Source organism: Amycolatopsis sp. NPDC047767 (assembly GCF_040704195.1).
Taxonomy (GTDB): domain Bacteria; phylum Actinomycetota; class Actinomycetes; order Mycobacteriales; family Pseudonocardiaceae; genus Amycolatopsis.
Genome location: NZ_JBEYSJ010000040.1, coordinates 39,202 through 57,221 on the forward strand (window position 1 = coordinate 39,202; position 18,020 = coordinate 57,221).

Below are 18,020 nucleotides of genomic sequence, written 5' to 3' on the forward strand. Positions count from 1 at the left end.
GTCAGTCAGTTCACGGGCCGGGCGTCGATCGCACGGAGCACGTGCTCGACGACCCGGTCCAGGAAATCCGGGCCCGGGGGCTCGCGGCGCACCACCAGGCGCCAGTAGATCGGCGCCGCGAGCAGGTCCATGGCCAGCTCGACGTCGATGCCGGCCGGGAGCTCACCGCGCTTGATCGCCCGCTCGAACAGCGGCCGCGCGGCGTCGCGGCGCGGGCCGCCGATGCGAGTGCGCAGGTCGTCGGCCGGTTCGGGATCGCGGGCACCCTCGGCGATGAGGTCCGGCAGGATCCGCGCGAACCTCGGGTGCGTGAGCCAGTCGTACACCGCTTGCATCGATTCGCGCAGGTCACCGCGCAGAGACCCCGTGTCCGGGGTCGGCGCGCGGCTCACGCTGAACTCCGAAACCACCGCCGAGATCATCTCTTGCTTCGAGCGCCAGCGACGGTACAGCGCGCTCTTGCCCACGCCCGCGCGCTTGGCCACGGCCTCCATCGACAGCCGGCCGTAACCCACCTCCGCGAGCTCGTCGAGCACCGCTTCCGTGATCGCCTGCGTGACGTCGGGCTGCAGCACAGCCGCCCCGGTGGGCGTACGGCGAGTTGTCATGGTCCGCATCCTAGCGGGTGGACGAGACGGTACCGTCCCGTGTAGCTTCACGACGGGACGGTACCGTATCGTCCTAAGGCGAGGAGGGCCCGATGAAGCAGCTGCTGTTCGAGGACGACCCCCAGTTCTGGTTCGAGACGCTCCGCGTGTTCGGCCACGCGAGTTACGGCGGCTCGGACTTCGGCGAGGTCGTCGCCACCGCTTCGCGCATCAAGCCCGGCGACTACGACAGCTGGCACGACGAGTGGCTCGCCGCGGCCGAGCGTCTGGCGGCTGAGGCGGAAAAGGCGCACCCGATCAGCGCCCGTGACGCGTACCTGCGCGCGTCCACCTACTATCGCTCGGCGGAGTTCTTCTTGCACGGCAACCCCGCCGACCCGCGCATCGCGTACGCCTACGACCGCAGCGTCGAGTGCTTCCACCGCGCCATCGAAGGGTTCGCGGGCGTCGAACGTGTCGAGGTCCCGTACGAGGGGCACGTGCTGCGTGGCTACTTCTACCGCGCGCCCGGCACCGGCCGTCGCCCGATTCTCTTGGCGCACAACGGTTTCGACGGCAGCGCGGAGGAGGTGCACTTCTTCGGCGGCGCCGGCGGCCAGGAGCGCGGCTACCACGTGCTGGCGTTCGACGGCCCCGGCCAGCCGAGTGCGATCCACCGCGACGGGCTCGTCTTCCGGCCCGACTGGGAGCACGTGGTGGGCCCGGTGCTCGACTTCGCGCTGGCCGACCCGGGGGTCGACCCGGACAAGGTCGCGCTGCTCGGCCTCAGCCTCGGCGGCATGCTCGCGCCCCGCGCGGCGGCGTTCGACTCGCGGATCAAGGCCGTCGTCGCCGTGGACGGGGTGTTCGACGCCGGCTCGGCGGTGACGGCGTTCCTGCCGTGGGACCGCGCGGAGATCGAACGCCGGGCCAACGCGCCGGAGGACGAGGAGCTCGACCGGCTGCTGGCCGCCGGCCGCGCCGCGAGCCCCACGCTGCGCTGGGCCACCGACCACGGCCGGTACGTGATGGGCGCGGCGACCGACCGTGAGTTCCTCGCGAAGTACCTCACCTACACGCTCGACGGCGGCATCGCCGAACGCATCCAGTGCCCGACGCTCGTCTGCGAGGCCACCGACGACCTGTTCTTCAATGGAGACGGCGAAACCCAGTCCGAACCCCGCCGCCTCTACGAACGGCTCACCGGCCCCAAGACGTTGCTCTCGTTCACCGCCGAGGAAGGCGCGGACGCCCACTGCCACGTCGGCGCGCAGCGGCTCGCGACGGCCCGCGTCTACGACTGGCTGGACGAGACCCTTTAGGCCTCCAGCGCCAGCCCCACGCCGAAGCCGATGAGGACCGTGCCGGTCACGCCGTCGAGGGTGCGGCGCACCCGGCGGCGTTCGAGCCAGCCGCGTACGCGGTGCACGAGCAGGAGCAGCAGGACCTGCCAGACCGCGCCCACGGCGGCGACGGTGTAGGCGAGCAGCAGGGCGTCGCCGGTGGTCGTGACGCCGGGCGTGAGGAACTGCGGCAGCACCGACAGGTAGAGGACCAGGACCTTGGGGTTGGTCACGTTGGAGAGGAATCCTTCGCGCCAGCGGCGGAACGCGCTCTGGCGGGCGCGTTTCGCCTCGGCGAGCGACTGGTAGTCACCGCGCCACGCGCCGCGCAGCGCCTGGAAACCGAGGTAGCAGAGGTAGGCGACACCGAGCCACTTCACGGTTTCGAAGATCGGCCGCGAGTTGGTGATCACGGCCCCGAGCCCGAGCGCGGCGAGCGTGCCCTGCAGGAAGTTCGCCACGGCGATGCCGGCGCACGCCCACGCCCCGCCGCGGGCGCCGCCCGACAGGGCGTTCTTGAGGACCACCATGCTGTCGGGCCCGGGCGCCACGGCGAGCACCACCATCATGGCGAGGAACCCGCCGTACACACCCCACGTCATGCGGCGAACTTAGCCCGGGTCAGGACTCCAGGGCCAGGGCCGCCCCGAACCCGACCAGCGCGGTGCCGGTCACGCCGTCGAGCGCGCGCCGCACCTTCCGCTGCTTGAGCCACGCGCGCACGCGGTGTACGAAGAACAGCAGCACCAGCAGCCACACCGTGCCCAGCACCGCCACGGTGTAGGCGAGCACGAGCGCGTCCCACGTGGTGGTGCGCACGGGGTCGAGGAACTGCGGCAGCACCGACAGGTAGAGGACGAGGACCTTCGGGTTCGTCACGTTGGACAGGAACCCCTCGCGCCAGCGCCGGAAGCTGCTCGTGCGCTTGCGCTGCGTTTCCTCGACGGTGGCGTAGTCACCGCGCCACGCGCCGCGCAGCGCCTGGAAACCGAGGAACACCAGGTAGGCCGCGCCGAGCCACTTGAGCGTGACGAACACCGGCTGCGACCGCGCGATGACCACCCCGAGCCCGAGCGCCGCGGCCGTGCCCTGCAGCGCATTGCCGGCGAAGATCCCGGCCGTCGCCAGCAGCCCGCCCCGGGCACCCCCGGACAACGCGTTCTTCAGCATCACCATCGTGTCCGGCCCCGGCGCCAGGACGATGAGGACCACGATGACGAGATAACTGCCGTACCCACTCCAAGTCACGTTGTTCCAGGGTAATCGGCGCTTTCGGCGGAGTCTCGCGGATTTCGGTCACAGCCCTTCGCCGCGCGGGGCAACCTCGGCGAATCCGGCAGCGTGCTCAGTGCGGGGACTGGGGGAGGCCACGATGAATCCGATCGACGACGGCGAAACGGTGTTGTGGACCGGCGGGCCGCGGCGACGGCACCGGCGCTTGGGCGACTACCTGCCGTGGGTGCCGGTCGTGGTCCTGGTGGCGGGCTTGAGCCTGCTGGTCGCGTTCTACCCGGACCACGAACCGTGGATCAGCTGGTACTTCTCGATCGTCCCGGCGATCGGCTTCGCGGCCAACGTCGGCTCGGTGCGGTCCAAGCGGTTCGCCGCGCTCTCGTACATCGTGACCGACCGGCGGCTGATCCTCGTGCTGCACTGGTCGCACCGCGACGATTTCCGCTGGGTCCCGATCGCCCTGCTCGGCTCGCCGCGGGTGCACGAGCTGGGCGACGGGGTCGGCACCGTCGCCTTCGGCCGGTCGGTGACGCGGTGGATGCGCCGGCGGCACCCGTGGCGGTCCCCGGGTCTGGCCCCGATCCATCCGGAACTGGTGGCCATCCGCGACGCACAGCAGGTCGCCGAGCTCATCTCGCGCACCGCGGGGCACTCCTCGATCCACGGGTGAGTTCGCCGCGCGGGGCAACCCGGGCGAACCGGGCAGCGTGCTCATTCCGGAAGAGGGAGGGCGCGATGTTTCCGATCGAAGAGGGCGAGACCGTGTTGTGGTCCGGCCGCCCGCAGCGGTACCACCGGCGGTTCCGCGACTTCTACTGGTGGGTCGTGCTCGCGGTCCTCGTGGTGGGCGGGGGCTTCGTGATCGCCTGGTTCGACGTGCTGAACGTGGCCTTCTACCCGTGGGTCATCGTGATCGCGCTCGTGGCCGGGTTCGCGGTCGAGCGGCCGAAGGAGCGCCGCGCGCTGTTGGCCGTCACGACTTGCGTCGTCACCGATCGGCGGCTGGTGTTCGTCGCGCACGGCGGGGCGGGGTCGGAATTCCGCTGGGTGCCGCTGGCGGCGCTCGGGGTGCCGCGGGTGCACGACCTCGGCGACGGTCTCGGCACGATCGACTTCAGCCCCGGCTGGTGGGACTGGGTCAAGGACCAGGAGTACCGGCCGCGGCCCGCGTGGCACCCGATGCTGCCCGAGCTGGTCGCCGTCCGTGACGCCGCGCAGCTCGCCGGCCTGATTGCGCGGAACGCGGCCCGCCCTTCGCGCGTTGGGTGAGACGTGCAGGTCATCATGTCGATCGCCTTGCCCGCCGCGACGCTGCTGCTCGTGATCGTGGGCGCGTGGGAAGTGCGGCCGGGCCGCAAGCCGTCGCGGCTCAAGCGGAGGCTGTCCTCGACGTACCTCGACGAGGTCACCTCGTTCCTCTACGGCACCAAGCGCAACGAGCTCGAGCACCGCGACTCCGTGGAGATGACCCTCGACCAGGACGCCCAGGGTGCGCCACCGCTGGGAATGATCGACCTGGACCGCGGCGTGGCGATCGTGCGTCCCGTGAACCAGGACAAACGGGCCACGGACTGAAAGCTTTCGAACACGCATTGTTCCAACCGGTCAATTTACGGTAACGGCTGGCGCGTATTGGCTGCTCTTGGCGTGCCACGTTCCCGGTGGACACCTACGTTCGACGCACGGAAATGTGATCGAAACGAGGTGCTGTGATGAAGCACGACGAATGGTCGCGAAGGCAGTTTTTCCGGGGATCCGTACTGGTGGGAGCAGCTGTACTGGGTGGTCCGATGGTGCTGTCGGCATGTACGTCGACGTCGTCCGGTGACACGTTGCAGGCGGCTCAGTCCGCCAAGAAGATCAAAATCGGAATCGCCAACGAATCCCCCTATGGATTCACCGATCAAAGCGGAAAAGTCACGGGCGAGGCCCCTGAAGTTGCGCGAGTCGTATTCCGGAACATGGGGATCGACACCGTCGAGGCGAGCGCGGTCTCCTTCGACCAGCTGATCCCGGCGCTCAACGCGAAGCAGTACGACGTGGTGGCGGCGGGCATGAACATCACGGCGAAACGCTGCGGCCAGGCCGCGTTCTCGATCCCGGACTACTCGGCGCTGACCGCGCTGCTGGTGCCGGCGGGCAACCCGCAGCAGGTGCTGAAGTTCGAGGACATCGCGGCCAAGAAGGTGAAGGTCGCGGTGCTCTCCGCCGCGGTGGAGAAGGGCTACGCCACCAGCGCCGGCGTGCCCGAGAGCCAGATCGAGACCCTGGACTCCCAGGACAACATGCTGCGGGCCGTCGTCGACGGCCGCGTCTACGCCGCGGCGCTCACCGACATCTCGCTGAAGGACGTGCTGAAGAAGAACCCCGGCGCGGCCGCCGAGGTGACCCCGGGGTTCGACCCGGTCGAGAACGGCAAGCCGGTGATCTCCGCGGGCGGGTTCGTCTTCCGCACGGCCGACAAGTCGCTGCTCGACGCGTTCAACGCGGAGCTGAAGAAGCTGCACGACAGCGGGGAGTGGACGAGGATCGTCACGCCCTTCGGCTTCACGCAGGCGAACCTGCCGAAGCCGGACGTGACGACCGAGCGGCTCTGCGCCGCGTGACGGGCGGCGCGCCGTGTCGAACGTGCCGCACATCGTCTCGGCGATCCTCGCCGGCCTGACCACGACGATCGAGGCCGCGGTCGGCGGGATCATCCTCACCATCGTCCTCTCGCTCGTCGCCGGGCTCGCGCTGCTCTCACCGAGCCGGTCGGTCCGCGGGGTGGCCCGGGTGTACGTGGAGGTCTTCCGCGGGACGTCCGAGGCCGTGCAGCTGTTCTGGCTGTTCTTCGTGCTGCCGGTGCTGGTCGGGTTCCAGCTGGTGCCGTTGTTCGCCGGCATCCTGGTGCTGGGTCTGAACCACGGGGCGTACGGCGCCGAGGTCGTGCGCGGCGCCGTGCGGTCCGTGCCGAGGGCGCAGTACGAAGGGGCGGTCGCGCTCAACCTGTCACCGGCGCAGCGGATGGTGCGGGTGCTCCTGCCGCAGGCGTTCGCCGAGATGCTGCCGCCGTTCAACAACCTGTTCATCCAGCTGCTCAAGAGCACCGCGCTGCTGTCGTTCATCTCCGCGGGCGAGATCACCGAACGCGGTGAGCTGCTGCGCCCGGTGTTCGGCGCGGACATCGGCTGGATCTACGGCACCGAACTGGTGCTCTACCTCCTGCTCGCCGTCGTGATCACGACCGGCATGCGGGCACTGGAGCGCTGGGCGGCGCGCCGGCTCGGCCGGGCGCCGGTGCGGCGCACGGAGCTGGACCTCACCGTGGGCGGCGGGGGTGCCGGGTGAACTGGGACTGGCAGGCCGCCGCCGACGCGATCCCCTTGCTGCTGGAGGGGTTGCTGGTCACGGTCGAGCTCACGCTGCTCGGGTCGGCCCTTGCGTACGCGCTCGGCCTGGTGCTGGCGTTGCTGCGCCGGGCCCGGATCCCGGTGCTGTCGCGGCTGGTGTGGCTGTTCATCGAGTTCGTCCGCAGCACCCCGTTGCTGATCCAGGTCTTCGTGCTGTACTGGCTGGTGCCGCCGTTGACCGGGTTCAAGATGTCGGCGTTCGTCACGGGTGTCGTGGCCCTCGGTGTCCACTACGCGACCTACACCGCCGAGGTGTACCGGGCCGGGATCGAAGCCGTCCCGAAAGGACAGTGGGAGGCAGCGACCGCCCTGAACCTGCCGCGGTCGCGGGTGTGGACGGCCGTCGTGCTGCCCCAGGCGATCCCGCGGGTGCTGCCCGCACTGGGCAACTACACCATCTCGATGTTCAAGGAAACGCCGCTGCTGCTGGCGATCGGCGTGCTGGACGTGCTCAACCGCGCCAAGGAGGTCGGCGCGGAGACCTTCCGCGTCGTCGAGCCCTACACCCTGGCCGGGGTGCTGTTCCTGCTGGTGAGCCTGCCGGCCTCCGTGCTGGTCCGACGATGGGAACGCCGTGCCGAACGAGTCTGACGCGATGATCCGGTTCTCGGGTGTGGTCAAGAAGTTCGGGGACCACGTGGTGCTCGACGAGCTCGATTTCACCGTGGCGCCGGGGGAGTTCGTCTCGCTGATCGGCCCGAGCGGATCCGGCAAGACGACGATCCTGCGTCTGCTGATGACCCTGGAGCGGGTGAACGGCGGCACCATCGACGTCGGCGGCGAGTGCCTGAGCCACGTGCGCCGCGGCGACCGGCTGGTGCCGGCCGACGAGAAGCACCTGCGGGTGATGCGGCGCCGGATCGGGATGGTGTTCCAGCAGTTCAACCTGTTCCCCAACATGAACGTGCTGCGCAACATCACCGAGGCACCCGTCCGATCGCTCGGCGTGGCGCCGGCCGAAGCCGAGCAGCGGGCCCGTGAGCTGCTCGGCCTCGTCGGGCTCGAGGACAAGGCGGACGCGCACCCGACGCGGCTCTCCGGCGGGCAGCAGCAGCGGGTCGCGATCGCCCGGGCGCTCGCGATGCGACCCGACGTGCTGCTGCTCGACGAGGTCACGTCGGCACTCGACCCGGAGCTCGTCGCCGACGTCCTGCGGGTGCTGCGGAACATCGCGTCGACCACGGACATCACCATCCTGTGCGTGACGCACGAAATGCAGTTCGCCCAGGACGTCTCGGACCGGGTGATGATGTTCGACCACGGCCGGGTGCTGGAGGAGGCGCCACCGGAGAAGCTGTTCACCGCGCCCGAACACGAACGCACGAAGGAGTTCCTCCGTGCCGTGATCGACCGGCGCTAGCCCAGGATTTCTTTGGTGGACTTCACCGTGGCGAACTGGTTGTGCAGGTTCGCCGCGGTGACGCGGGTGAGCTCGTCGGCCGTCACGGTGGTGCCGTCGAGGGCGGGCAGGTCGAACGTGAAGGTCGCGTCGAGCGCGAAGGTCACGTCGTAGCCGAGGTTGCCGCCCATGCGGGCCGTGGTCTCGCAGCAGAAGTTGGCTGGATCCCGGCGAGGACGAAGCTCGTGATGCCGTGGGTCTTGAGCCAGGCGTCGAGGTCGACGTCGCCGAGGAAGGCCGAGTTCACCTTCTTGCCGAAGACCAGGTCGGGGCGGGCGCCGTCGAGCTCGGGCAGGAAGTCGTTGCCCGGCTGGCCGGGCCGCAGCGGCGAATCGGCGTGCACGGAGTCGTGGTGCACGAGGACCACGGGCAGGCGGCGCTCCTGCCACGCGTCGAGCAGGGCCTTGATGTTGGCCTCCGCGCCGGGGTTGTTGCGCGGGCCCCAGTACTGCTCGTCGGAGAACCCGCGCTGGACGTCGATGAGGATGAGTGCGGTCATGCCGTCGAGTCTTGCCGGGCCGCCGGCGTCGAGGGAGTGGCAGAAGGCGCGCGATCCGGTACTTTTCTGCCATGCGGACGATCGGGGTGCTGCTCCTGCCAGGGACACGCGTGTTCGACCTCGGGGTGATCGCCGAGGTCTGGGCGCAGGACCGCAGCGCGAGCGGGATCGGCCCGTTCACGGTGCGGCTGTGCGGGGCGGGCCGGCGGCGCATCCCGTTGTCCCCCTTCGGCGAGGTCACGCCGACAAACGGACTGTCCGGCCTCGACGGCTGCGACCTCGTCGTTGCGCCGGGCCGCGACGATCCGCACGCCCCGGTGGCGCCCGCCGCGTCGGCCGCGTTGCGCCGAGCCCACAGCTCGGGCGCGACGGTGGCGGGCCTGTGCTCCGGCGCGTTCACGCTCGCGGCCGCGGGCCTGCTCGACGGCCGCCCCGCGACGACGCACTGGTGGGACCTCGACGCGCTCGCCGTCGCGGCGCCGAGGGCCGAGCTGCAGCGCGATGTGCTGTACACCGATTCCGACGGCGTGCTCACCTCGGCGGGCGTGGCCGGCGGTCTCGACCTCTGCCTGTACCTCGTGCGCCGCGACCACGGCGCGGACGTGGCGGCGAAACTCGCGCGGCGCCTGGTGATGCCGCCCGCGAGGGAAGGCGGCCAGCGTCAGTACGTCGAGAATCCGTTGCCCACGGATCCGTCCCGGCCGGGTCTTTCGTCCACTATGGACTGGGCGCTGGCCCGGCTGGCCGACGAGATCGGCGTGGCCGACCTGTGCGGCCACGCCGGGATGAGCGAGCGGACATTCCACCGCGAGTTCGCCGCGGCCACGGGCGTCACGCCGGGCCGGTGGCTGCGCGGGCAACGGGTGCGGCTGGCGCAGCGCCTGCTGGAGACCACCGAGCTGCCGGTGGAGCGCGTCGCGCAGCGGTCGGGGCTGGGCACGGCGTCCAACCTGCGCCGCCGGCTGCGCGCGGAGATCGGCGTCGGGCCCGATTCGTACCGGCGCACGTTCCGTTCCGCGCCCGGCGGCGTTACGGTCGGGGTATGGCCGAGTACGAGCACCTCCTCGTGAAGCGCGACGGCGACACGATCACCATCACGATGAACCGCGCCGCGCGGCGCAATTCGCTGTCCGCCGACCACCTGACCGAGCTGCTCGCGGCGTTCCGCGAAGCCGGCACCACCGACGCGACGGGCATCGTCCTCGCCGGGGCCGGCCCGGTCTTCTCCGCGGGCCACGACTTCGGCGACGTCGCCGCGCGCGACCTCATGGGCGTGCGCGAGCTGCTGACGCTGTGCACCGAGCTGATGCGCACGATGCAGTCGCTGCCGCAGGTGGTGGTCGCTCGCGTGCACGGCCTGGCCACCGCGGCGGGCTGCCAGCTCGTGGCCTCGTGCGACCTCGCCGTCGCCGCGTCGTCCGCGGGGTTCGCCCTGCCCGGCGGCAAGGGCGGCTGGTTCTGCCACACCCCGGCCGTCCCGGTGGCGCGCTCGATCGGCCGCAAGCGCCTGATGGAGCTGGCTCTGACGGGCGACGTCGTCGACGCCGCCACCGCGCACGACTGGGGTCTGGTCAACTCCGTCGTCCCGGACGAGGAGCTGGACGACGCCGTCGCCGCCCTGCTTGCACGGGCCACGCGCGGCAGCCGGGCGAGCAAGGCCATGGGCAAGCAGACGCTGTACGCCCAGCTCGACCGCCCGGAAGCCGACGCCTACGCCATCGCGCTGGAGGTCATGGCCTCGGCGTCGCAGCTGCCGGGCGCGCGGGAAGGCATGGCGGCGTTCCTGGAGAAGCGCAAGGCGGAGTGGCCCGACTGAGAGGGCTCAGCGACGCTCGTGCAGCAGCAAGAGCGTGTACGCGGCGATCGACTGCGCGTCGGTGATACCGCCCGTCGAGATCATCTTCTCGACGTCGGCGCGGGTGAACCACGCCGTGGTCATGTCCTGTTCCTCGAGCTCGCGTTCCGGCTCGCCCTCGGTCAGGTCCGTGGCGAGGTAGACGTGGCCGCGCTGGCTCGACATGCCGGGCGCGACTTCCAGCAGGCCGATCTCCGTCACGGTCTCGGCGCGCAGGCCCGTTTCCTCGCGCAGCTCACGGCAGGCGAGTTCGGCGGGCGGTGTCTCGGCGAGGTCGGGGGCCGTGCCCTGGCAGAACTCCCAGCGGCGCTCACCGACGGGGTAGCGGAACTGGTCGACGAGCAGCATGCGGTCGCCGTCCATCGGGATGATCAGGGCGTAGGTCGGTTTGTCGACCACGCCGTAGATGCCTTCACTGCCGTCGGCGCGGCGGATGGCGTCCTCGCGCACCGTCATCCAGTTGTTCCGGTACACCTCACGGGTCGCGACACGCTGAATGGGGTCCACTCGCCCAGTATCGCCGAGCCTGTCCTACCCTCGGCGGGTGCGTCTCGTGATCGCTCGCTGCCAGGTCGACTACGCCGGCCGCCTCACCGCCCACCTGCCGATGGCCACGCGCCTGCTCCTCGTCAAGTCGGACGGTTCGGTGTCCGTGCACTCGGACGACCGCGCGTACAAGCCCCTGAACTGGATGAGCCCGCCTTGCTGGCTCATCGAGGACGGCAAGCTGTGGATCGTCGAGAACAAGCAGGGCGAGAAGCTCGTGATCTCGATCGACGAGATCTACCACGACCACGAGCAGGAGCTCGGCGCCGAACCGGGCCTGCAGAAGGACGGCGTGGAAGCGCACCTGCAAGAACTGCTCGCCGAGCACATCAAGACCCTCGGCGACGGCTACACCCTCGTGCGCCGCGAGTTCCCCACCGCCATCGGCCCGGTCGACATCATGGCCCGTGACGCCGACGGCAAGTCGGTGGCCGTGGAGATCAAGCGCCGCGGCGAGATCGACGGCGTCGAGCAGCTCACGCGCTACCTCGAGCTCCTCAACCGCGACCCGCTGCTGGCCCCCGTGCAGGGCGTCTTCGCCGCGCAGATCATCAAGCCCCAGGCCCGTACCCTCGCGGAAGACCGCGGCATCCGCTGCCTGACCCTGGACTACGACGCGCTGCGCGGCATCGAATCGGACGAGTTCCGCCTGTTCTGAGCCACCGGGGCCACGGCCGGCGACCGTCCTCAGTGGACGCGCTCGCCGGCTGGTGATCGCCCCTGCGCGTTCGTGAGGTGCCGGTCAGCGGCGCGCGAGCCGTCAAGATCACACTCGCCGGGTGTCCGCGTTTGCCCAGGTCACCGCCGTGAGCCGAAGGGCTTCTCGCTGATCTCCCGTGTCGGGGTGCCGCCTCGGAATCCATGCAGTACTGTCCGGATCTAACAGGACGCTGGTGTTTCCTGTGGGAAATTGTTTGATTCGGAGGTGGCTCGCGTGGAGGTCCTTGCCGACGCGAACCTGCGGCTCGACGCGAGTGCGATCGACTACATCGAGCTGGCGTTCTATTTCGTGCTGGTGCTGGGCATCGGCTATCTCGCCCGCAGGCAGGTGTCGAGCAGTCTCGACTTCTTCCTGTCCGGGCGCTCGCTCCCGGCGTGGGTGACCGGCCTGGCGTTCATCTCGGCCAACCTCGGCGCGATCGAGGTCATGGGCATGTCCGCCAACGGCGCCGAGTACGGCCTGCCGACGGCGCACTACTTCTGGATCGGCGCGATCCCCGCGATGCTGTTCCTCGGCGTCGTGATGATGCCGTTCTACTACGGCTCCAAGGTGCGCAGCGTTCCCGAATTCATGCTCCGCCGCTTCGGCCCGGCGGCCCACTGGGTCAACGGCGCCAGCTTCGCGCTCGCGCAGATCCTCATCGCCGGCGCGAACCTGTACCTGCTGGCCAGCGTCGTGAACCTGCTGCTGGGCTGGCCGATCTGGGTCTCGATCATCATCGCGGCCGTCATCGTGCTCACCTACACCGCGCTCGGTGGCCTCTCGGCGGCCATCTACAACGAGGTGCTGCAGTTCTTCGTCATCCTCGCGGCGCTGATCCCGCTCACGATCGTCGGCCTGTACAAGGTCGGCGGCTGGAACGGCCTCATCGAGAAGGTGACCAACAGCCCCGGTGGCGTCGCGCAGACGCACTCGTGGCCCGGCAACCAGCTGACCGGCTTCGGCAGCAACTTCCTGTCGGTGCTGGGTCTCGTGTTCGGCCTCGGGTTCGTGCTCTCGTTCGGTTACTGGACCACGAACTTCGTCGAGGTCCAGCGCGCGATGGCGTCGAAGAGCATGTCGGCCGCGCGGCGGACGCCGATCATCGGCTCGTTCCCGAAGATGTTCATCCCGTTCGTGGTGATCATCCCGGGCATGGTCGCCGCGATCACCGTGACCGAGCTGCAGGGCGCGAACAAGCAGGCGCTGCTCGACGGCAAGCCGGCGCCCAGCGGCGCGACGTTCAACGACGCGCTCCTGCTGCTGATGCGCGACGTGCTGCCGAACGGCATCCTCGGCGTGGCGATCGCGGGCCTGCTCGCGTCGTTCATGGCCGGTATGGCGGCGAACCTGAGCTCGTTCAACACGGTGTTCACCTACGACGTCTTCCAGACCTACATCGTGAAGAACCGGCCGGACAAGTTCTACCTGAACACCGGCCGCGTGGTGACCATGGTCGCGACGGTCCTGGCGATCGGCACGGCGTTCATCGCGTCGACGTACTCGAACCTGATGGACTACCTGCAGACCCTGTTCTCGTTCTTCAACGCGCCGCTGTTCGCCACATTCATCCTCGGCATGTTCTGGAAGCGGATGTCGAAGGCGGCCGGCTGGTCGGGCCTGGTGCTCGGCACACTCGCGGCCATCGCGATCTTCGTGATGAGCAAGCTCGAGGTGTTCACGCTGCCGGGGCAGGGTGTGAGCTTCGTGGCCGCGATCGCGGCGTTCGTCGTCGACATCGTGGTGAGCGTGGGTGTCACCTACTTGACGCCGCCCAAGCCGGAGTCGGAGCTGGTGGGCCTGGTCTACTCGCTCACGCCGCGCGATTCGCTGAAGCACGAGACCACCGGCGAAGACGCGGGCTGGTACCGCAAGCCGGTGCTGCTGGCCGGGATCGCAGCGGTGATCACCATCATCCTGAACTTCGCCTTCTAGGGAGGATGACGTCATGGCAACGGAATCCACGCCGCGCTCGCGCAAGGCCGGCGCGTTCGACATCCGCCTGATCATCGCGCTGCTGACCGGCGTGTACGGCATCATCCTCACGGTCATGGGCGCCGCGTTCGACACCGAGGCCGACCGGGTGAAGGCGGCCGGGGTGAACATCAACCTGTGGGCCGGCATCGCCCTGCTGATTTTCACGGCGCTGTTCGTCCTGTGGGCACGGCTGCGGCCGATCGTCGTGCCGGAGCAGACGGACCAGCCGGACGAGGACGAGACCACCGAACCGCCGTCCGCCGGATAGGCGGGTTGTCCGGACAGCCGGGGCCGGCTGCCGCTACCGTGCTCCGCGTGGCGCACGTTCTCAAACTCGGCCGGTTGTTTGCCCTGGTGGCGGCCGGTGTTCTCGTCCTGACGGCCTGCGGTGGCCCGCAGCTGGGCAAGGAGAACTTCCCCCGCACCACCGTCCCCGCCGCGAGCGGGGACGGTGGCAGTGGCCCGATCACCGACGCGGCGGTCACCACCGGCGCGCTGCGTCCGGTGCTGCCGTGCCAGTTCCTCGACACCGCGTCGCTCTCCGCACTCGGCACACCCGAGGGTGAGCCGGCGGCGTCGAGCGTGCGGTTCGACGAGTGCAGCACCAAGGTGCGCGACGCCGGCGGCAAGGAGCTTTCGGTCGACGTGCAGCTCGGTGCGATCGTGCTGTTCGCCTCGGACAAGACCACCGGCCAGGTCGGCGGACTGCCGCAGGTCGAGGTGCCCGACACCACCGGCGGTTCGTGCGAGGTCAGCGCCCTCACCTCGCGTGACCCGAGCCTCGGCGTCGCGTTCGAGATCGATTACCCGGGTGGCGATCCGTGTCGTGCGGGACGAACCTTGCTCGCGCCCGCCGTGGACAAGCTGCACAACTCGCCACAGAAATACCCGGACGTCAAGGGATCCGTGCTCACGGCCGACGCGTGCGCGGTGCTGGACCAGTCCGCCGTGGACACCGTGCTCAAGGGCACGAAGGGCGGCGCGACCGGGCTGCACAGCTGCCAGTGGGGCAACAGCCCGAACATCACGGTGATGTTCTTCCCGGCCCTTCCGCCGCTGGAGGGTGACGGCTGGCTGAAGGCCGATGTCGGTGGCGCGAACCAGGCGTACGCGAAGAAGGGCACGGCCGGCACGGACTGCAAGGTCGAGTGGCAGCACCGGCCGTGGCAGGGCGACCACGTGGAAGTCGTCCAGGTGGGATTCACCGACTACGACCTCAAGCCGGGCATGGGTGACCCGTGTGCGACGGCGACCACGCTGGCCAAAAGCGTCGCCGGGAACCTGCCGCGGCCCTGAACCTTGGCGGCGGGCCGGGTTCGGCGGCTAGGTTGGGGGCATCCACCACGCCGATGTGTCGGAGGCCCGCCATGAAGAAGATCATCAACGATCCGGCGACCGTGGTCGCGGAGTCCTTGAGAGGTCTCGCCGTCGCCCACGCCGACATCCTTCGTGTCCGGGACGACCCGGCCGTCGTGGTGCGGGCCGACGCGCCGGTGCCGCGCAAGGTCGCCGTCATCTCGGGTGGCGGCTCCGGCCACGAGCCGCTGCACGGCGGGTTCGTCGGGCGCGGCATGCTCGACGCGGCCGTCCCCGGCGCGGTGTTCACGTCGCCGACGCCGGACGGGGTGCAGGCCGCGGTTGCCGCGACGACCGGGCCGTCCGGTGCGTTGCTGATCGTCAAGAACTATACGGGTGACGTGCTGAACTTCGAGACCGCCGCCGAGCTGGCCGCGGCCGAGGACCTCGACGTGCGCAGCGTCGTGATCGACGACGACGTCGCGGTCAAGGACTCCACGTACACCGCCGGCCGCCGCGGCGTCGGCGGGACCGTGCTGCTGGAGAAGATCGTGGGCGCGGCCGCGGAGCGGGGCGACTCGCTCGACACGGTGGAGGCGCTGGCGCGCAAGGTCATCGGGCAGGTGCGGTCGATCGGGGTGGCGTTGAGCGCGCCGATCGTGCCGCACGTCGGCGAGCCGAGCTTCGACCTGGGGCCGGACGAGATCGAGTTCGGCATCGGCATCCACGGCGAGCCGGGCCGCGAGCGCATCCCGGCCGAGCCCGCCGACGCGCTGGTGGCGCGGATGGTCGAGGCCGTCGTCTCGGACCTGCCGTACGAGTCGGGCGACAAGGTGCTGCTGTTCACGAACTCCATGGGCGCCACACCGTTGGTGGAGCTCTACCTCGCGCACGGCATCGCCGAGCGGCTGCTGGCCGAGCGTGGGATCGTGGTCGAGCGCAGGCTGGTCGGCCCGTACATCACGAGTCTCGAGATGCAGGGGATGAGCCTGACGCTGCTGAAGCTGGACGACGAGCTGACCGAGCTGTGGGACGCGCCCGTGTGGACGCCCGCGCTGCGGTGGGGGATCTGATGGGTTGTTCTTCCGAAGGAGTCGCGGCCGCGCTGCGAGCCGCGGCCGAAGTCGTGGCCGAGCACCGCTCCGAGCTGGTGGAGCTCGACCGCGCCATCGGCGACGGCGACCACGGCGAGAACATGACCCGTGGGTTCACCGCGATCGTGTCCGCACTGGAGACGGAGGTGCCCGCCACCCCGGCGGGCGTCGCGAAGCTGGCGGCCACCACGTTGATCTCGAAGGTCGGCGGCGCGGCGGGACCCTTGTACGGCACGGCTTTCCTGCGTGCGTCGACCCGCCTCGGGGACGCGGCTTCGGTCGACGTGCCGCTGCTGGTGGCCGCGCTGCAGGCCGCTTTGGACGGTGTGCAGGCCCGCGGCAAGGCGGTGGGCGGCGACGCGACGATGGTCGACGCCCTGATCCCGGCCGTCTCCGCGGCCGCCGCCTGCCCCGCGGACGCCTCGATCGCGGACGTGCTGACCGCGGCGGCCGACGCGGCCGACCGCGGTGCCGAGTCCACAGTGGACCTGGTGCCCCGCAAGGGCCGCGCTTCGTACCTGGGCGAACGCGCCGTTGGCCACATGGACCCCGGCGCCCGCTCCACGGCGCTGCTGCTGCGCGCGTTCGCGGAGGCCGCCCGGTGACCGTGGGGATCGTGCTCGTCTCGCACAGCGCCAAACTGGCCGAGGGCCTGGCCGACCTGGCCGCCCAGATGGCCCCCGACGTCCGCATCATCCCCGCCGGCGGCCTCCCCGACGGCGGCGGCATCGGCACCGACTACGACGAAGTCGTGGCCGCCACCCAGCGCGCCGACTCCGGCGACGGCGTGGTGCTGCTCTACGACCTGGGCAGCGCGCAGATGACGGCGGAGCTCGCGGTGGAGTCCCTGTCGGGCGGCCCCGCCGCCGTCGTCGCCGACGGCCCCCTGGTGGAAGGCGCCATCGCGGCCGCCGTCGCCGCCCAGTCCGGCGCCGACCGCAAGGCGGTGGCCTCGGCCGCCGCCGGCGCCGGCCTGTCCCCGGACCTCGCCGCAGTGGACGCTCCGGGTGATTCCCAGGAGAAGGAACTCACCCTGACGAACGAGGTCGGCCTCCACGCCCGCCCCGCGGCCGTCCTGGTCCGCAGCCTGGCCTCCGTGGACGCCGAGGTCACCATCCGCCTGGGCGACCAGGAAGCCGACGCCCACAGCGTCCTGGCCCTCATGTCCCTCGGCGCCCGCCAGGGCGACCGCATCCTGGTGCGCGCCCGGGGCCCCCAGGCCTCGGACGCACTCGACGCCGTGACGGGTTTGGTGGAGTCGAACTTCGGGGAGTAGCGGGTGCACGAGCGGGCTGAGCTGTGGAGCATCACGGCCCGGCAGAAACACCCCCGCCCTCCCAAGGGGGCGTGCCCATGTCCATTCTATTGGCCCGCCCCGACAAAATCGGTGACCGCGCGCCGGATCGCCTCAGTTGCCCACAACTCGGCATTCCTGTGGACAACTGAGGCAACCCCGCCGCCGCGAGGCGCAAACCACGCGCGCGGCTGGTCAGGAGCCAGGAGCCAGGAGCCAGGAGCCCCGTGGTTCGGACCCTGGTGCCCGGCCGCCCGGGACGGTCGTACCGGCAGCCTGGCGTCTGCATGGTGAAGCCCCAGGTCAGAGCGAGAGCGTCGCGCTGTGGTGCCGAAGCCCCGGTGCCCGGAGCCGGGGAGCAACGAACGCAGCCGCAGCCCAGAACGAGGCGCCTTGGCCCCCGGAAGCCTGCCATCTGCAGCGTGACACCCGAGGCCGAAGCACTTCTGGCTTCAGCGAGCGAACCTTGCCGCCGGGCGTCGGAAACTGTCCACCATGGACGCAAAGCAGCCCAGCCACTTCGCTTCCCTGTCAGCCTGATGGACGGCGGCGGATCACCGTTCTCCGCCACCGCCCACTCGCGCATTCCGGCAATTCACAAACCGAAACACCCTCACGCCGCCAGTGCGATCCCCAGCCAGATCGCCCCGATCACGGCCGCCCCGCACAGCGCGGCGAGCAGCAGCATCACCGTGCTGATCTGACCCCGTTGGCGCGGCAGTCGCATCGGTTCCGTCGGTGGGCCCCAGTAATCCCGGGAATTGTGTGCGGCCGGTCCGGTCGTGCTCGTCATGGCGCTACCTCC

General features: G+C 70.2%; 21 protein-coding genes and 1 pseudogene. 17 read left to right on the forward strand and 5 right to left on the reverse strand.

Annotated features, from left to right (window positions below):
- Window positions 1-5: 5 nt before the first annotated feature.
- Window positions 6-608, reverse strand: a complete 603-nt coding sequence (locus AB0878_RS42330) for a TetR/AcrR family transcriptional regulator (protein ID WP_366587571.1) — start codon at window positions 606-608, stop codon at window positions 6-8.
- Between the two features lie 92 nt (window positions 609-700).
- On the opposite strand from AB0878_RS42330, the gene AB0878_RS42335 reads away from it, so the two are divergent.
- Window positions 701-1,909 (forward strand): alpha/beta fold hydrolase, encoded by a 1,209-nt coding sequence (locus AB0878_RS42335; protein WP_366587573.1) that lies wholly within the window; start codon window positions 701-703, stop codon window positions 1,907-1,909.
- Here AB0878_RS42335 and AB0878_RS42340 read toward each other — a convergent pair.
- The gene (locus tag AB0878_RS42340; RefSeq protein WP_220243804.1) at window positions 1,906-2,532 is read right to left on the reverse strand and encodes a LysE family translocator; all 627 of its coding nucleotides are present in this window, start codon (window positions 2,530-2,532) and stop codon (window positions 1,906-1,908) included. The genes AB0878_RS42335 and AB0878_RS42340 overlap by 4 nt on opposite strands.
- 19 nt (window positions 2,533-2,551) lie before the next feature.
- Complete coding sequence (locus tag AB0878_RS42345; RefSeq protein ID WP_366587575.1) at window positions 2,552-3,178, reverse strand: LysE family translocator; 627 nt, start codon at window positions 3,176-3,178, stop codon at window positions 2,552-2,554.
- 124 nt (window positions 3,179-3,302) lie between these two features.
- On the opposite strand from AB0878_RS42345, the gene AB0878_RS42350 reads away from it, so the two are divergent.
- The 7 genes from AB0878_RS42350 to ehuA all read left to right on the forward strand — a co-directional run bounded on the left by AB0878_RS42350 (window position 3,303) and on the right by ehuA (window position 7,915).
- Window positions 3,303-3,833, forward strand: a complete 531-nt coding sequence (locus AB0878_RS42350) for a hypothetical protein (protein WP_366587577.1) — start codon at window positions 3,303-3,305, stop codon at window positions 3,831-3,833.
- A 65-nt stretch (window positions 3,834-3,898) separates the two neighbouring features.
- On the forward strand, window positions 3,899-4,432 hold the full coding sequence (locus AB0878_RS42355; RefSeq protein WP_366587580.1) for a hypothetical protein: 534 nt from the start codon (window positions 3,899-3,901) through the stop codon (window positions 4,430-4,432).
- 15 nt (window positions 4,433-4,447) lie between these two features.
- Window positions 4,448-4,738, forward strand: a complete 291-nt coding sequence (locus tag AB0878_RS42360) for a DUF6191 domain-containing protein (protein ID WP_354883461.1) — start codon at window positions 4,448-4,450, stop codon at window positions 4,736-4,738.
- Window positions 4,739-4,875: 137 nt separating this feature from the next.
- The gene (gene ehuB / locus AB0878_RS42365) at window positions 4,876-5,769 is read left to right on the forward strand and encodes an ectoine/hydroxyectoine ABC transporter substrate-binding protein EhuB (protein ID WP_366587582.1); all 894 of its coding nucleotides are present in this window, start codon (window positions 4,876-4,878) and stop codon (window positions 5,767-5,769) included.
- Between the two features lie 13 nt (window positions 5,770-5,782).
- The gene (gene ehuC, locus AB0878_RS42370) at window positions 5,783-6,493 is read left to right on the forward strand and encodes an ectoine/hydroxyectoine ABC transporter permease subunit EhuC (protein ID WP_366587584.1); all 711 of its coding nucleotides are present in this window, start codon (window positions 5,783-5,785) and stop codon (window positions 6,491-6,493) included.
- Window positions 6,490-7,146, forward strand: coding sequence for an ectoine/hydroxyectoine ABC transporter permease subunit EhuD (gene ehuD / locus AB0878_RS42375; protein WP_366587586.1), 657 nt, complete (start codon window positions 6,490-6,492; stop codon window positions 7,144-7,146). The genes ehuC and ehuD overlap by 4 nt, the downstream gene beginning before the upstream one ends.
- Window positions 7,147-7,150: 4 nt before the next feature.
- On the forward strand, window positions 7,151-7,915 hold the full coding sequence (ehuA, locus tag AB0878_RS42380; RefSeq protein WP_366587674.1) for an ectoine/hydroxyectoine ABC transporter ATP-binding protein EhuA: 765 nt from the start codon (window positions 7,151-7,153) through the stop codon (window positions 7,913-7,915).
- Here ehuA and AB0878_RS42385 read toward each other — a convergent pair.
- Window positions 7,912-8,453: pseudogene (locus AB0878_RS42385) on the reverse strand (cysteine hydrolase family protein). The gene ehuA and the pseudogene AB0878_RS42385 overlap by 4 nt on opposite strands.
- A 71-nt stretch (window positions 8,454-8,524) precedes the next feature.
- Between AB0878_RS42385 and AB0878_RS42390 the strand changes: the two are divergent.
- Together AB0878_RS42390 and AB0878_RS42395 are read left to right on the forward strand one after the other, a co-directional pair.
- Window positions 8,525-9,523, forward strand: a complete 999-nt coding sequence (locus AB0878_RS42390) for a helix-turn-helix domain-containing protein (protein ID WP_366587588.1) — start codon at window positions 8,525-8,527, stop codon at window positions 9,521-9,523.
- Entirely contained in the window at window positions 9,496-10,269 is a 774-nt protein-coding gene (locus tag AB0878_RS42395; protein WP_366587591.1) for an enoyl-CoA hydratase-related protein, read from the forward strand. Before AB0878_RS42390 ends, AB0878_RS42395 begins: the two co-directional genes overlap by 28 nt.
- Before the next feature lie 6 nt (window positions 10,270-10,275).
- Here the strand turns inward: AB0878_RS42395 and AB0878_RS42400 are convergent, their stop codons facing one another.
- Window positions 10,276-10,815: an NUDIX hydrolase gene (locus AB0878_RS42400; RefSeq protein WP_366587593.1), complete on the reverse strand. Its 540-nt coding sequence runs from the start codon at window positions 10,813-10,815 to the stop codon at window positions 10,276-10,278.
- A gap of 37 nt (window positions 10,816-10,852) precedes the next feature.
- Between AB0878_RS42400 and nucS the strand changes: the two genes are divergently transcribed.
- The 7 genes from nucS to dhaM all read left to right on the forward strand — a co-directional run bounded on the left by nucS (window position 10,853) and on the right by dhaM (window position 17,197).
- Window positions 10,853-11,512: an endonuclease NucS gene (gene nucS, locus AB0878_RS42405; protein ID WP_360594697.1), complete on the forward strand. Its 660-nt coding sequence runs from the start codon at window positions 10,853-10,855 to the stop codon at window positions 11,510-11,512.
- 276 nt (window positions 11,513-11,788) lie between these two features.
- A complete protein-coding gene (locus AB0878_RS42410) occupies window positions 11,789-13,489 on the forward strand; it encodes a sodium:solute symporter family protein (RefSeq protein ID WP_366587596.1) in 1,701 nt (566 codons plus the stop codon).
- A 13-nt stretch (window positions 13,490-13,502) separates the two neighbouring features.
- Entirely contained in the window at window positions 13,503-13,799 is a 297-nt protein-coding gene (locus tag AB0878_RS42415) for a hypothetical protein (protein WP_366587598.1), read from the forward strand.
- A gap of 47 nt (window positions 13,800-13,846) precedes the next feature.
- The gene (locus tag AB0878_RS42420) at window positions 13,847-14,827 is read left to right on the forward strand and encodes a hypothetical protein (protein WP_366587600.1); all 981 of its coding nucleotides are present in this window, start codon (window positions 13,847-13,849) and stop codon (window positions 14,825-14,827) included.
- A gap of 71 nt (window positions 14,828-14,898) precedes the next feature.
- A complete protein-coding gene (gene dhaK / locus AB0878_RS42425) occupies window positions 14,899-15,900 on the forward strand; it encodes a dihydroxyacetone kinase subunit DhaK (RefSeq protein WP_366587602.1) in 1,002 nt (333 codons plus the stop codon).
- Window positions 15,900-16,526: a dihydroxyacetone kinase subunit DhaL gene (dhaL, locus tag AB0878_RS42430; protein ID WP_366587604.1), complete on the forward strand. Its 627-nt coding sequence runs from the start codon at window positions 15,900-15,902 to the stop codon at window positions 16,524-16,526. The genes dhaK and dhaL overlap by 1 nt, the downstream gene beginning before the upstream one ends.
- Window positions 16,523-17,197: a dihydroxyacetone kinase phosphoryl donor subunit DhaM gene (gene dhaM / locus AB0878_RS42435; RefSeq protein WP_366587606.1), complete on the forward strand. Its 675-nt coding sequence runs from the start codon at window positions 16,523-16,525 to the stop codon at window positions 17,195-17,197. Before dhaL ends, dhaM begins: the two co-directional genes overlap by 4 nt.
- Window positions 17,198-18,020 lie beyond the last annotated feature (823 nt).